Source organism: Lentilactobacillus kosonis (assembly GCF_003864335.1).
In the GTDB taxonomy this organism is placed as follows: Bacteria; Bacillota; Bacilli; order Lactobacillales; family Lactobacillaceae; genus Lentilactobacillus; species Lentilactobacillus kosonis.
The window spans coordinates 266,890-280,643 of the sequence record NZ_BEXA01000001.1; the positions used below are offsets into that span (position 1 = coordinate 266,890).

Annotated in this window: 11 protein-coding genes and 4 pseudogenes; 2 read left to right on the plus strand and 13 right to left on the minus strand. The window is 37.7% G+C overall.

Features of this window, described 5'->3' with window-relative positions:
• Window positions 1–12: 12 nt before the first annotated feature.
• Window positions 13–456, minus strand: a complete 444-nt coding sequence (locus NBRC111893_RS01445) for a MerR family transcriptional regulator (RefSeq protein WP_125007723.1) — start codon at window positions 454–456, stop codon at window positions 13–15.
• Window positions 457–572: 116 nt separating this feature from the next.
• On the opposite strand from NBRC111893_RS01445, the gene NBRC111893_RS01450 reads away from it, so the two are divergent.
• On the plus strand, window positions 573–1,601 hold the full coding sequence (locus NBRC111893_RS01450; protein WP_125007724.1) for an NAD-dependent epimerase/dehydratase family protein: 1,029 nt from the start codon (window positions 573–575) through the stop codon (window positions 1,599–1,601).
• Between the two features lie 170 nt (window positions 1,602–1,771).
• On the opposite strand, the gene NBRC111893_RS01455 is transcribed toward NBRC111893_RS01450, so the two are convergent.
• The 9 genes and pseudogenes from NBRC111893_RS01455 to NBRC111893_RS01495 form a co-directional block, all read right to left on the minus strand.
• A complete protein-coding gene (locus NBRC111893_RS01455) occupies window positions 1,772–2,665 on the minus strand; it encodes a LacI family DNA-binding transcriptional regulator (RefSeq protein WP_225417472.1) in 894 nt (297 codons plus the stop codon).
• A 100-nt stretch (window positions 2,666–2,765) separates the two neighbouring features.
• Window positions 2,766–3,308 carry a 6-phospho-3-hexuloisomerase gene (gene hxlB, locus NBRC111893_RS01460; protein ID WP_125007725.1) on the minus strand — a complete coding sequence of 181 codons (543 nt, stop codon included), beginning with the start codon at window positions 3,306–3,308 and terminating at the stop codon, window positions 2,766–2,768.
• Window positions 3,308–3,931, minus strand: a pseudogene (locus NBRC111893_RS01465) (orotidine 5'-phosphate decarboxylase / HUMPS family protein). Before NBRC111893_RS01465 ends, hxlB begins: the two are co-directional and overlap by 1 nt.
• Window positions 3,931–4,894: pseudogene (locus NBRC111893_RS01470) on the minus strand (sugar kinase). The pseudogenes NBRC111893_RS01465 and NBRC111893_RS01470 overlap by 1 nt, the downstream one beginning before the upstream one ends.
• 17 nt (window positions 4,895–4,911) lie before the next feature.
• A pseudogene (locus NBRC111893_RS01475) lies at window positions 4,912–6,207 on the minus strand (gluconate:proton symporter).
• Entirely contained in the window at window positions 6,208–6,957 is a 750-nt protein-coding gene (locus NBRC111893_RS01480) for a sugar phosphate isomerase/epimerase family protein (RefSeq protein WP_125007726.1), read from the minus strand.
• A gap of 350 nt (window positions 6,958–7,307) precedes the next feature.
• Entirely contained in the window at window positions 7,308–7,589 is a 282-nt protein-coding gene (locus tag NBRC111893_RS01485; protein WP_225417473.1) for a helix-turn-helix domain-containing protein, read from the minus strand.
• Window positions 7,590–7,681: 92 nt separating this feature from the next.
• Complete coding sequence (gene lepB / locus NBRC111893_RS01490; RefSeq protein WP_225417474.1) at window positions 7,682–8,281, minus strand: signal peptidase I; 600 nt, start codon at window positions 8,279–8,281, stop codon at window positions 7,682–7,684.
• 164 nt (window positions 8,282–8,445) lie between these two features.
• Window positions 8,446–9,039, minus strand: coding sequence for a TMEM175 family protein (locus NBRC111893_RS01495; protein WP_125007727.1), 594 nt, complete (start codon window positions 9,037–9,039; stop codon window positions 8,446–8,448).
• 219 nt (window positions 9,040–9,258) lie between these two features.
• Here NBRC111893_RS01495 and NBRC111893_RS01500 point away from each other — a divergent pair.
• Window positions 9,259–10,019: pseudogene (locus NBRC111893_RS01500) on the plus strand (acetoin reductase).
• A gap of 141 nt (window positions 10,020–10,160) precedes the next feature.
• Here NBRC111893_RS01500 and NBRC111893_RS01505 read toward each other — a convergent pair.
• From NBRC111893_RS01505 to NBRC111893_RS01515, 3 genes are read right to left on the minus strand one after another with little or no spacing between them, the layout of a single operon-like run.
• Entirely contained in the window at window positions 10,161–11,627 is a 1,467-nt protein-coding gene (locus tag NBRC111893_RS01505; RefSeq protein WP_125007914.1) for an NADPH-dependent oxidoreductase, read from the minus strand.
• A gap of 14 nt (window positions 11,628–11,641) precedes the next feature.
• Window positions 11,642–12,268 carry an NADPH-dependent FMN reductase gene (locus NBRC111893_RS01510; RefSeq protein WP_125007728.1) on the minus strand — a complete coding sequence of 209 codons (627 nt, stop codon included), beginning with the start codon at window positions 12,266–12,268 and terminating at the stop codon, window positions 11,642–11,644.
• Between the two features lie 42 nt (window positions 12,269–12,310).
• Complete coding sequence (locus tag NBRC111893_RS01515) at window positions 12,311–13,729, minus strand: anion permease (protein ID WP_125007729.1); 1,419 nt, start codon at window positions 13,727–13,729, stop codon at window positions 12,311–12,313.
• Window positions 13,730–13,754: the final 25 nt, after the last annotated feature.

The following is a 13,754-nucleotide window of genomic DNA, read 5'->3' on the forward strand; positions in this document are numbered from 1 at the left end:
TAACCACCTCGCTTAATTCAATACCGGATATGGATTATCTAAACGATTAACTTGTTTTTCATTTATTGCAAATGCCAGCTCTTTAGCCACCTTATCCGCCGCATCGGGGGCTTCATAGAGATCTAGCTTATAGTCAATCTCTGCTAAATTTTGCTTAACTCGTTCTAACTCATTCAATACTTTTCGCTTATGTTCGATAAGTAATTCTACCCGATGATCAATTGAGTTGGTGCCTTGCATAACATCATCAATGTATTCACGTATCTTATCAATTGTCATACCAGTATCTTTTAAGCAACAAATTGTATGAATCAAATTTAGGTCACCCTCGGTAAATTCTCGGTATCCCGACTCATTACGCGAAACAAATGGTAGTAACCCCTTCTTGTCATAAAATCTCAGAGTATAAATAGATAGACCTGTAATTTCAGAAACTTCCTTAATAGTATATGTCAAAATTTACCTCACCTTTTTTGGCCAATTAATTTGCCCTAGAGTTATATCTAGGGTTTAGAGTAACCTCATAAATAAAATAACTCAAGCAATTAAAAGTATGTTAGGAGCAACACCTTATGACTGAAAACATTCTCGTAACTGGTGCCAATGGCTTTTTAAGCAGCCATGTCATCGCTGAATTACTAGCTAAGGGATACAATGTGCGAGCAACACTTAGAAACTTAGCTAAATCAAATGAAGTAATTACTACTATGGAAAATAATCAAGTGCCCCACATTGACCGACTAAACTTCGTTAAAGCCGATCTATCTGCGGATATTGGCTGGGCGGAAGCAATGACTGGAATTGACCGAGTAATTAGTATTGCATCCCCAGTATTTATGACCATCCCGGATAATCCTGACGAAATGGGCAGAGCAGCAACTGATGGGATTATAAAAATTCTTAAAGCTGCTATCGCTGCCAATGTGAAGCAAGTTGTAATGACAGCCAACTTCGGTGCCATTGGCTTTAGTAATCTGGATAAAAATTCCGTCACCACTGAAGCAGATTGGACTAATCCTGATCAGCCCGGCCTATCACTTTATGAAAAATCAAAGTTGATTGCTGAACGGGCCGCTTGGGACTTCATTAATAGTCAAAATACCGCCATGCAATTTACAACAATTAATCCAGTTGCTATTTTAGGACCTTCCATGAATAACCATACTTCAGGTAGCTTTGGCATTATCAAAACCATCATGGATGGATCATCTAAATTTATTCCAAAGATCAATTTGAATGTAATTGATGTTCGGGATGTAGCATCAATTCATGTGGCTACGCTAGGTAACAAAAAAGCATATGGCCAACGTTTCATTGCCTCATCGACCGGCTCAATCTCAATGCCAGAAATTGCAACTTTAACTAGGAGAAAACGCCCTGAACTAGCTCCTCAAATCGCTAACAAGACTATCCCCAATTGGATTATTAAGTCCCTTGCACCATTTAGTTCATATGCTAAAGAAGGCAAGTTAATGCTTGGTATGAATAGAAACATTAGCGTTGAAAAAGCCAAAAAGTTATTAAATTGGCAAGCCAAATATTCAAAAGAAGCAGCCGTGTTAGCTGCGGTAGACACATTAGTTAAGACCAAGCAAATTTAGCAACTCATATTTAAATCTAAAAATCCCTTGAAGATCAATTAATCTCCAAGGGATTTTTACTTTGATAACTTCTGCTTATTCAAATCTTGCTGGAACTATCAACTTCATATTAACATTCTGATTATCGCCGGAAATCAAGTTGATCATCATTTCAGCCGAATCGGCACCCATTAAGAATGGTTTTGAGAAATCAATTTAAATTTTGGTTCTAACATCTGGGTGATATCTGTATCCGCAAAACCTGTTGCGGTAACTTTTTTATTATCGATAATTCCCTTAAATATTAAGTTGGGAATAAATTCGAGCATCCATCTTTCCTTTAAGCAAAATATCAAAGTATTAGTAGGGCTAGTTTGCAAAGATGCTTCTAATTTTTCGCTGATAGCTGCATGATTCAACGATTTCTCTGGAACACTGATCAGTTCAATTGATTCAGTAGCTGATTCAATTCCACGGTATCTTTCCATTCTCGTTTTAGCATTGTTGACGTCTGATGTTAGAACGATAACCCGTTCAAACCCCTGATTCATAAAATATTTTGTTGCTCGTTGCGAAACTTCATAATTATCAGTGACAACTTGAGGCCAAGGACTACCATCAAGTTCCCTATCAACGATGATGATTGGCATCGTTCTGACGAGCGATTTTTGGATATCGCTTGGATTGTTTATCGGCTGAATTATCAATCCATCAAACATTTGACTACCAATTGACCTTAAGACCGATTTTTCTCGTTCAGGATCAGAATCGGAATCAAATAAAACTCCGATGTAACCCTTACTTTCAAGCATCGAACTGATTCCTTTAAATAATTCCGTTGAAAAGAAATCATCAATGTTAGAAACAATCACTGCTATCATTTTACTAGTTTTGGTCTTCATCTGTCTGGCAGTTGAGTTAGGAATGTAATGAAGTTTCTCAATTGCTTCTTTAATTGTGTCCGCAGTACTTGCGGACATCCTACCAAAATTGCCATTTAAATATCTAGATACCGTGGCAACGGAAACTTTTGCAAGGGCTGCAACATCTTTAATATTTGCTGATTTTGATTTTTTAGCTGCCATTCCACTACTCCATCCTAATCTGATTAAAAAACGATACTACATCAATGATATCAAATGTAGTATCGTTTTTATATTCTTATTCTCAATTCATAATTAGGAATTATTCCATGTTACTGTGAGTGTTAGCGGCTGACTCATTAGAAACATTATCTCTACGACTAAGTTTTAATGCCAAAATATCTAAAGTAATGTGAACACTCTGGTCAAACAAGGTACTTAACAGTTGAATTGATTTGACGCCATCACCAGTCTTGGTTGCTCCTGGGACAATCAATGTTTGGTCAGCAAGCTGTGCAAGTGGCGAATTATTAGAACTTGTTACCCCGATAACAGTCACACCGTTGTTCTTTGCCTTTTCAGATAATTCAACAATACTGGAAGTTTTCCCTGATCCTGAAACAGAGATCAAAACATCACCAGATTGCACTGATGGCGTGATTGTCTCACCAATAACAAAAACGGTATATCCAATGTGCATTAATCGCATTGCAAACCCTTTAGCCATCAACCCCGATCTTCCAGAGCCTAACACAAAAATTCGCTTATCCTTTTGGACCAACTTCTCAACATCATCGATTTGCGATTCATCGACTAGCCTCATTACTTCATTGATTTCTGATAATACCTCATCAACTAATGCCATTATTTAATTTCCTCCATAAATTGTTTAGCAGATGCTATTGGATCGTCTGCACCCGATATTTTGCCACCAACAATGATAATATCAGCAATTCCTTGGTCAGCAAGTTTCTTAGCCTGGTCCAAGTCAATTCCGCCTGCAACAGCAATGTTCGATATTTCAGGGAACTGTTTGTAAAATTCAGCAACTGATTCAACTGCATCAAAAGCATTCTCGTTATCCTTCGAATGATGCAAACCATAAATCGCATTTTCAAAATTAGCAATTTGCTTGATTTTACTATCTTCAACTTCCAATAAATCAATAAACATTTTTTTATTTTCGCTTAGTTGCTACTTCATAAGTTTTATTAAGAGTATCTACTGATGAGCCGGCCATAACAGTCAATATGTCAGCATTAGCATCGAATCCCTTTTCAAATTCATAAGCACCTTCATCAATAGTTTGCCATCAAGAAGCAAGGTAGAATGTTGTAAACCAACAAAATCTGTCTTCAACTTCTCAAATCCATAGTCCTTAACTAAAGACGTTCCCAATTCGACAATATCAACGATACCATCCAAACCTTTAGCGATTTCATTTGCTCGGTCAAGACTAACTCGGTCAATAGCTGCTTGTAATTTCATTATTTTTCTGTAACTCCTTCCGCAAGATAAAAATCAGTTAGTTTAGCCTGATCAGGATAACCATCGTTATCGCCAGGCGTTTGCACTTGCATAGCACCAACGGCATTGCCACGCATAACTGCTGATTTCATCGATTTTCCATCAAGTAGTGCAGTGATTACTCCAAGAGCAAAACCATCACCAGCGCCAACTGTATCAACCACATTATTAACTTTAAATCCATTAACTTCATATTTATCGCCATCTGCGGTTTTAACAAATGCACCTTTAGACCCAATTTTAACAATAACTGTATGAGTTTTTTCACCCTGAAGGTAAAAATCTGCAATTTCTTCTGGATTTGAGGAACCCATGAGGATTTTACCTTCCTCAACTCCGGGTAGCACAATGTCAGCATTTCTAGCTAGTTCATTAATTGTGCTAATCATTTTTTTATCGTCACCCCACAAAGATGGTCTTAGATTTGGATCAAAAGTGGTTGGAATTCCGGCAGCATTTATCCTGGCATATAATTTTCTAAACGTCTCCCTTGCAGTATCTGAAAATTGCTGGAAAAATGCCAGACATATGTGCAAACTTGACTCCAGTTAAATCAACCTTATCAATTGTGTCACTAGTCAAATGCGCGGCTGCAGACCCTGTTCGATAGTTAAACGTCTTCGGATCGCCTTTAGTAACTAACTCTTTAAGCTGATGTCCCGTCCAATTCTTTGAATCTTCTGAAATATATTGTGTTCCCACGTTGTGTGATTTAATTGTATTTATTGCATACTCGCCAAATGGATCAGTACCAACTTGAGAAATATAATCAACTGAATGACCTAATCGACTGATTCCGATGGCAACATTTAATTCGGCTCCACCTAGAATTTTTTTCCAGTTAAGTGAATCGGCCATGCTAACATCTGGCTCAGTTGATGCAAATGTAACTACTGGTTCACCAATTGTAATAACTTCACTCATATCATTCACTCTCCAATTTATCTACCAAAGAAATAGTATACTAACACTTCATTAACTATCGAAACTACCCACATTATTGGAACACCTAATTTTAAGAATTCCTTAGATTCAATTTTCATATAATCCAAGCCCCAAACGTTCCATGATTGAGTAATGTCAGTTGAAACAGCTAAAATACTTGGAACATATAGTAGTGGTAATAAAAATGCATCATTGAACAATCCAGTCCCCGAAAGCACCGCAGCCGTTGCTGCTCCAGCACCCCAAACGTGAAGAGGACCTCTAAATAATGCCAATGGTGCTAAAATTCCTAAAGCAACTGCCAAAATCAAATTATTGTGTGGCAAAATCATTTCAAACAACGGTTTAAACCGAACTGCATCCAATTGAGCCGCACCACTAAACATAATTAAGGCCATCAAAAACATTATTAAACCTGCAATATCACTAATCGCGGTTGAAATTGTACTGTTTAGGAATTTAACAAAGTCCTTGTAGTGATTAGCCTTTCCAGTTATCACAATTGCGATTAATGTCGCTAACGTCAAGGCAGGAATGGCATCCCACTTAAATATCATGTTCATCAAAACTGGGATAATTGGGACAATAAACGCAATCTTAGGAACTGAACTAACTTCAGCTAAATTGCTATTCTCAGCACCGATTATTCTCAGATTTTCATCTGCTTTAGAAGGATCAATTTTTTACGATTCATAATTAGGAAGAGCAACACTGCAATTAATTGAACGGCCATTGCTAATGCTCCAAACACTAAATACTTACCACCATAAATAGAGTGAGGAAAGAAAGCCTTAATTTGATTATAAAGAACGACGTTCAGGTACATTGGCGCACCAATTGCTAAAGAGAATGCAGATAATGCAATTTCTCTAGGAACCCCAACGGATAACATAATTGGCAGTAAGATAACCCCAATTGCAATAACAGAACCAACGCCATATGCACTAATAAAAATAAGCGCTGTAACTAATACAACTAAAATTGCCGCCAATAGCGGACGTTTTTTACCAACTCGATTAGTTGCTAAAGAAATTGCTGGGGCAATCCCACTATCAACTAAGACGCGACCAAACCAAGAACCAAAGACAATATATATGATTGTAGGGCCATAGTTAAGAGCTGGTTCCGCAAACACTTTTTGAATAACCTGATCAACGGGAACCATTCCAATAATTGACCATAAAATAGCCATTACGAAGAATCCAATCATCAAGTTCCCACCCTTGATGATGTAATAAATAAAAACCAATAAAGGTAACTAATAGCAGAATTGAACTAATTGTGGATAGCATCTAATCACCGGCTTTCATTTTAAATAACTTTATCTGTTGAGCAATTTGTTCGTCACTTTCCATAGGGTACTCTAAGGCATATTGCACATTTTTAGGTAATCGATTAACTATATCTAACCAATTAAATACTCCTTCTTCCAAATCATCGGATGTTACTAGTTCACCGTTATTATCTATGGTGTTTTTTAAATGGATGTAGTGAGTGTATTTAGATAATCTAGTTGCTGCTTCATTTACATCACCGTGAGTAAATGCCCAGTTACCTAAATCATATACATAGCCCAATTGTTTAAGTCCAAGCTTGTAAGCAGCCCCTAAGAACTTATCAATAGCATCAATGGTTCCAGAAACTTTTGTTTGATCGTTTTCAACATTCATCTCAATTTCATTTATTGGAAGACTACTGAGTTCGCTTACTAAGTCCCCACTAAATTTATCAAAGTTGCCGGTATTAAACTTGATCTTACTAATGCCCATAGCTTTGCCTTCTTCAAAATACTGGTTCAACTTGGGATTCAGACTACCATCTCCAAGAAACACAACATCAGGAACACTATAATTAACAACCAAATTATGCCCCCTTGCCTTTTTACCAATGGTTAACGCTTCGGAATCAATATCTTTGAAATACTCTCTTCGCACCTCAATTCCATCCGCACCAAGATCAGCAACCCGATCAAGTAAATCTGACTGTAATACACCATCTTTAACATCTTTTTCAAAGATCCAAGTATTTAAAATTAATGTCATAACTATTCCCCTATTCTCATTAAATCGGTCAAATGCTAGCGCTTACAAAAAAGTTAAATTTAAATTCACTAATATTCTTTTTAAGTGCTGATAAGTAAGGAGTTTTCGGAAAGGTGTTTTGTGGGTAATGCATTACCCGAAATAGCAAAACGACCTTCTTTAAAAATCGAGAACCATTCAAAAAAATAAACGGAAACCTATTGGTAGGTTTCGTTTTATTTTCTCTAGTATTGCTACTAAAACACAAAAACACCATCCAAAAAACGGATAGTGCTTTCTTCAGTATATTATCATCTCTTAAAATATTTCAATTAACATTCTCGTAATTAAGTAGATAACCACTATTGTCATTATCCAGCCAGTGGATCGCATAACCCCCAGGCATTAGTGGTCTTAGATTGATGTTTGCCAATAGCGATTTTGCTTTTTAAATCGCTATCGTCCTTAATCAAAGTATCTAAACTAAGTTCAAACAAGTTACTTATTTGGATCAGCTGATCAATATTGGGATATCCATTACTAGCTTCCCATTTACTAAGCTCTTGGGTCGAAATATTCAGCGTTTCGGCAAGGCGTTCTTGAGTCCATGATTTTTGATTACGATCTTCTTGCAATCTCTGACCTAATTTCATTATTAATCCCCCTTTATCGTTCACAACTATCATAAAATTCGTTCCTTTATGAAGCGAATTATAAATATGAACGTTCAAGGAATGATTATGAATTATCCGGCATTGTTAACTTCTGCGCGGTGACTTCCCCATGGTAAGTACACAACTCCGGCCATCTTACTCTTAGGGACAAATCCCCAGTAACGACTATCATAAGAAATTGCGCGGTTATCTCCCATAACAAAATAGTCGCCTTTGGGAACAGTAACAATCTGTTGGTTGCGATATCTTGGCCATCGTTTAGCAATTGAATTTAAAGTAAAACCCTTATTGCTGAGATTAGTTAATGTACCTGCGTCTTGCTGATTTTTGCTAATAAATGATTGGTTAACGTATTTACCATTAATGTATAGTTTACCAGTCTTGGTGTACACTAGCTTATCCCCTGGTACCGCAATCACTCGTTTGACATAATAAGTTTTTGGCTTAGCCCCTGGTGCGACATTGTGAGCATCAAAAACCACTACTGATAATCGTTTGATTGATTTATGTTTCAACAATATTAATCGTTCTTTGTCTTGCAAATTAGGATACATTGATGAGCCATCAACCTTCGCAAACGATAAAACGTAGGTTTTTAAGAACAATGCAATCACAACTCCAATCACAATTGGAATCACCCAGCCTAAAACTACCTTTATAATTCGTAACACTTACACGTCCTCCAATGTTCATCATTCAATAATTACTATGATACATGGCTTATCCTAGTAATTCAAAATAACTTTAATCAAAGTTATCATTCGATAACCAAAAATTGACCAGGATAGTAAATATATCCTGGTCAATTAAATCAATCCTTACCTCAATGGCCACATCATGCTACTTGATCGCTATCATCAGTGGTGTAATATGCCATAAATAACAATTCAATGAGCGTGATAATAATTCCCATCGGCGGGTAAAAATAAATCGCAATGGCAACTACTACATATATTAAATATCCCCAAATGCTGCGTAAGAAACGATAAATCGGCATCGCTGAAATACGGTTAGAAACTTCATTTTCACCCATTTCACTAGCAGTTTTAATAATACCGCTAGTTAGCCACATATAAGTAATGCTCCAAATGAAGAAAATAATAAGATAAAAATACTCTGGAGCTCTTTCAGAAATAAATTCACCAACCCACGCTGTTGATACTGGAACTAGCGACATCGAAAACAACCATGAGTTATTAATCCAAAAAATCCGTTTTGTAATTCTTGGGGCCAACGCAAACATGTAATGATGGTTATACCAAGCCACGGAAATGTATATAAAACTAACTGCATAAGCAAATAAGTAAGGCCCTTCTTCCAAAATCCCCTCCCAGTTAAACGTCTCTGGGGTCTTAAACTCTAAGACCATGATTGTCAATATGATTGCTACTACCGCATCAGTAAATGCAGCTACTCTTGATTTATCCATATAAATTCCCCCAAACAATTAACTTTGATATTCACATTATACCTCTTAAATTTACAGTCTTTACTAATCAATATCACCAACTGAATGGGTCAACCATTAGCATTCTGTTATCAGTTTGAAAACGCTTAATCTAAAAGGGCATTTAGTTTACATTGTGAAATTCTCACTTTATACTAAAAGTGTTTTAAGGATTCAATATTAACTAAGGGGGCTAATTTAATGGCAAAAGTTGCAATTGTTACCGGTGGTGGCCAAGGGATTGGTGAAGGAATTGTTCGCCAATTAGCAAAGGATGGTTTCACTGTCGGAGTTGCTGATTTAAATGAAGATAACGCTAAGAAAGTTGCTGAAAGTGTTGGTAACGGTTCAAAAGGTTACTTCGTTGATGTCTCAAAGAAGCAAAATTTAATCGATCTCGTATCTCAAGTTACAAGTGATCTAGGTGACTTAGACGTTATGATTAATAACGCTGGAATCGCCAAAATCGGTCAAATCACTGAAACCAGCGAAGCTGATTTATCCCAAATCTTAGATGTTAATATCAAAGGTGCTTTCTTCGGAATCCAAGCTGCTGCTGACCAAATGAAGAAGCAAGGTCATGGTGGTAAGATTGTTAATGCTTGTTCAATCGCTGGTCATGAAGGCTTTGAACTACTTGGCGCCTACTCTGCCACAAAATTTGCTGTTCGTGGATTAACCCAAGTTGCTGCCAAAGAACTTGCTAAAGACAAGATTACGGTTAACGCTTATTGTCCAGGGATCGTGTTAACTCCAATGTGGGATCAAATCGATGCCGAAATGGCCAAGATTTACGATGTTCCTGTTGGAGCTAGCCTGCAAAGAACATTGATTCAATTGCTCTAGGTCGTGGTGAAACACCTGCCGATGTAGCCAACCTAGTTTCATTTCTAGCTGATGAAAAGTCTAGCTATATTACTGGACAATCAATCATTGTTGACGGTGGTATTAGCTACTCATAATTAATTTTTACAATTTAAACTTTGTGTGCTGACTAACAACATTTATATACCTCTCTTATCCTCAAACCGCTGACTTAGTGGTTTGAGGATTTTTTAGACGCAAAAAACGACTAAGAAATTACGCTTAGTCGTTTTTGTAAATTAACTTTGTGAGGCACCCGTTGAAGCATCAGGAAGCGGCGTATTCTTTTTTAATGGCTCCGAAACTGGTTGAGCTTCTTGCTTAGGAGTGGCCGTTACTTCTTTTGGTTGAACTCCTTCAGTGGCAACATTACTACCAGAATTTAATAAAGCACCAATTTCAATTCCGCCTTCGTCATCAACTGAGGTGTTAGTAGTTGCTGGTTGGGATGCAGATGATTCAGCATCCTCCGAAGCACCGGTTGAGGCATCAGCTTTTGGTGCAGATTTTGTATCAGCATTTCCGTGTGCTGAAGCTCCGGTTGAAGCATCCAAATCTAAACCAAAGATTGGAGGAACTGGCTTTTTTCCCTCATCAGCAACTAATTTTTGCCCAGTTGTTTCAAGATAGTACTTGATGATTGGCATGATATCTAGAACCCATTCGTTAATTCCGCGATATCTGCCATTTTCATCATGCATTGCTTTGTAGTAATGCATGATATGTTTGTCTGGGCCATTACCAGGAACTGGCATCCCAACTAAGTCGGATTCTCCAGTTCTTAAAGCATGAATTACTTGTTTAACATGCTCAACCGCCCGGGCTGGGTGAACAGATGATAGTGGATCACCAACTTGTTCAGGCCGACGTGGAGCCAACATTTTGCTAGTTGGTAAGCTCTGGTTGTAATAGATAAATTGATTATTATCATCGGCAAAGGTCAGCTCAGCTGGCATGGTTTTTAAGAAATAGTTTAATTGATCAACTGTTAGGATTCCACGGTCCAATTTTACGTAGGTACTGCCATCAACTGCATGGACCTTAGCAGCAGCCTTTTCAACCCATTCATCATCATTCATATCAACACCATCAATTGTAGTGTTAACTTTACCGGTAGAATCAAGGTCTTCGTCCTCAACAGTCATTGGATCAGGAGCATCAAACAAATCAATCACCTTAACGTATTTTAAGAATTTATGAACTAATTTATCTAAGAAACCAATTGTTCGGGCATCTTTTAAATTACCCTCGTCATCGAATGCTTCTTTAGCATTTGACAACAAGAATTCATCACCTGGCATTACTAATGCATCCACCCCTGGTGATTCCAAAATTTGCTTCAAGTGTAGTTGAGCTCTTGAAGAACCTTGGTTATGATACGAAGCTCCCACAATCCAAATTGGCTTACCTTCGAATGGGTGTAAATTAAATGACATCCATTCAACTAAGTTCTTTAAAGCTGCTGGAACTGTATGGTTGTGTTCAGGAGTAGCCAAAATAATTCCTTGGGCACCTTTAAGTTTTTGATAGACCCGTTGAACCTCTTCACTATCACTAAGGTCGTGATCAGGATTAAAAACAGGTAAGTCATCGATACTAACTAACTCAATATCTACCAAATTACTGTAATGTTTTGATATGAATTCCAATAAGTCACGGTTATATGATTGTTCACCAATTGAACCGGCAATCGCTGCTAATTTAATCATAATTTATCCACCTACTTTCCACTATCATTAGTGCCATAGTCAACGCTAATCTCATTCCGGTGTCGTAAGTCATCGGCATAAGTATGATTAAGTTTACCTTCAGCATCAATAAAGATTAGGAAATCATTGAAGATTGCATCAAGCCGTTGGCTTTGGCTTTCATCCAATAGTTTACCATCTTCATTGAATGCATTCAGTGAATGATCCAATAAGAATTCTGAACTAGGCATAATCCGGGCTTGAAGCTCTGGTGAATCCAAAAGTTGACGAAGTTGTGCCTGGGCTCTTGAAGTCCCCAGGGTTCCAAACGATGCGCCGGTAATCATCACTGGCTTATCCATTAATGGATGAATTCCATATGATAACCAAGCTAATGCACTTGAAAGAATCGCTGGAATACTATGATCCCATTCAGGAGTTGCAACAATCACGCCATCAGCTTCTTCAATTTGCTTAGCCATGTCCTTAGCTTGATCTGGAATTTCCATATTCCGAGTCTTTTCAAAGATTGGAAGGCCTTTAACTTCCATCAACTCGATTTGGGCTTGGTCAGCATAACGATCTTTAATATATTTTAAAAGTTGACGATTTGTTGACCGGTCAGCATTAGATCCAACAATTGCAACAATTTTTTTCATTAACATTTTCCTCTTTCTAACTTGACTCGTTTAAGTAATCGATTACCACATACCGATTAATTTCATCCAAAGTGAACCTACTCCAAGCCAAACTACTAAGTAGAATATTCCCATAATTGCGTTCATTGACCACCACTTGCTTTGACTAACGTATCCTGATCCAAATAGGATGGGAGCTGGTCCACTACCATAATGAGTAGTAGAAGCAAATAAGTTACCAAAGAAACCAAGCATCAATGCAGCAAGCATTGGTGGTACCCCGGCTGATAACGCAACTGCAAGTAAGGCACTATACATTGCACTAACATGCGCCGTGGCACTGGCAAATAAATAATGACTGTAGAAGTAAGCCACAATAATAACAATCAAAGCGATAATCCAGTTAACGCCTTTCATATCATCAGCAATTGTCTTACTCAACCAAGGAATAAAGCCAAGCGTATTTAATTGGGTTGCCATCATAACTAGTACTGAGAACCAAGTTAAGGTATTCCAAGCACCAGTTTCATGAGTGACATCGCTCCATGAAAGAACACCGAGTAATAGTAACAATGACAAGGCAATAAATGCAGTAACTGTGGCATCAACATGAATAAAACTACCCAAAACCCATAAGAGCAATGCGACAACAAACACTGCAGTCATTGACTTTTCAGGTTTGCTCATTGGTCCCATTTCGCTCAGCTGGCTTTCAGCCCATTGACGAGCATTAGGTGTTTCCTTAATTTCAGGTGGATAAATCTTGTAGATAATAAATGGAACTAAAATCAATGAAATTATTCCTGGAACTAAGGCTGCTAAGAACCAGCCCATCCAAGTAATGTGGACACCCAATGATTTAGCTAATGATTGAGCTAATGGGTTTCCGGCCATCGCGGTCATAAACATTGCTGCAGTGATAATATCCCCCTGGAACTCAGCGTATAACAGGAAAGAACCAATTTTACGTTGCGTACCGTCCTTAGGACTTGAACCAAATGATTCCGACAATGAATTAATAATTGGGTACATAATTCCACCGGCTCTAGCGGTGTTACTTGGAGTTGCGGGAGCTAAAATCAAATCAACCCCAATAAGTGAGTAAGCTAATCCCAAAGTCTTACGACCAAACATCTTAACGAAATGAAAGGCGATTCTTCTTCCTAAACCAGTTTTAATAAATCCGCGAGAAATAAAGAATGCCATAACAATTAACCAGATGCTTGCATTACCAAATCCAGTAATGGCGGTATCAATTGGTACGACACCTGTTAATACGGTAATTGTGAAGCCAATAATTGCTACCCCACCAATTGGGAGGGGTTGAGTGATACATCCAATAATAGTTGCAACGAAAATGGCAAACATATGCCAACCGGCCATAGAAACACTTGCTGGCTTAATTGGTGAAGCAAACCAAATGATTAGCCCTACCAAAAGTGGTGCAATAAATTTTTTATAATCGATCTTTTCTAAGCTCATCAGCTATCCTCTTTTAAATTAATCT

Bases quoted from the DNA above. Each gene is read 5' to 3' on its own strand.
- NBRC111893_RS01450 (WP_125007724.1), top strand. From the start codon at position 573: ATGACTGAAAACATTCTCGTAACTGGTGCCAATGGCTTTTTAAGCAGC.
- NBRC111893_RS01455 (WP_225417472.1), bottom strand. From the start codon at position 2,665: ATGGCAGCTAAAAAATCAAAATCAGCAAATATTAAAGATGTTGCAGCC.
- hxlB (WP_125007725.1), bottom strand. From the start codon at position 3,308: ATGGCATTAGTTGATGAGGTATTATCAGAAATCAATGAAGTAATGAGG.
- NBRC111893_RS01480 (WP_125007726.1), bottom strand. From the start codon at position 6,957: ATGACATTAATTTTAAATACTTGGATCTTTGAAAAAGATGTTAAAGAT.
- NBRC111893_RS01485 (WP_225417473.1), bottom strand. From the start codon at position 7,589: ATGAAATTAGGTCAGAGATTGCAAGAAGATCGTAATCAAAAATCATGG.
- NBRC111893_RS01495 (WP_125007727.1), bottom strand. From the start codon at position 9,039: ATGGATAAATCAAGAGTAGCTGCATTTACTGATGCGGTAGTAGCAATC.
- NBRC111893_RS01510 (WP_125007728.1), bottom strand. From the start codon at position 12,268: ATGAAAAAAATTGTTGCAATTGTTGGATCTAATGCTGACCGGTCAACA.
- NBRC111893_RS01515 (WP_125007729.1), bottom strand. From the start codon at position 13,729: ATGAGCTTAGAAAAGATCGATTATAAAAAATTTATTGCACCACTTTTG.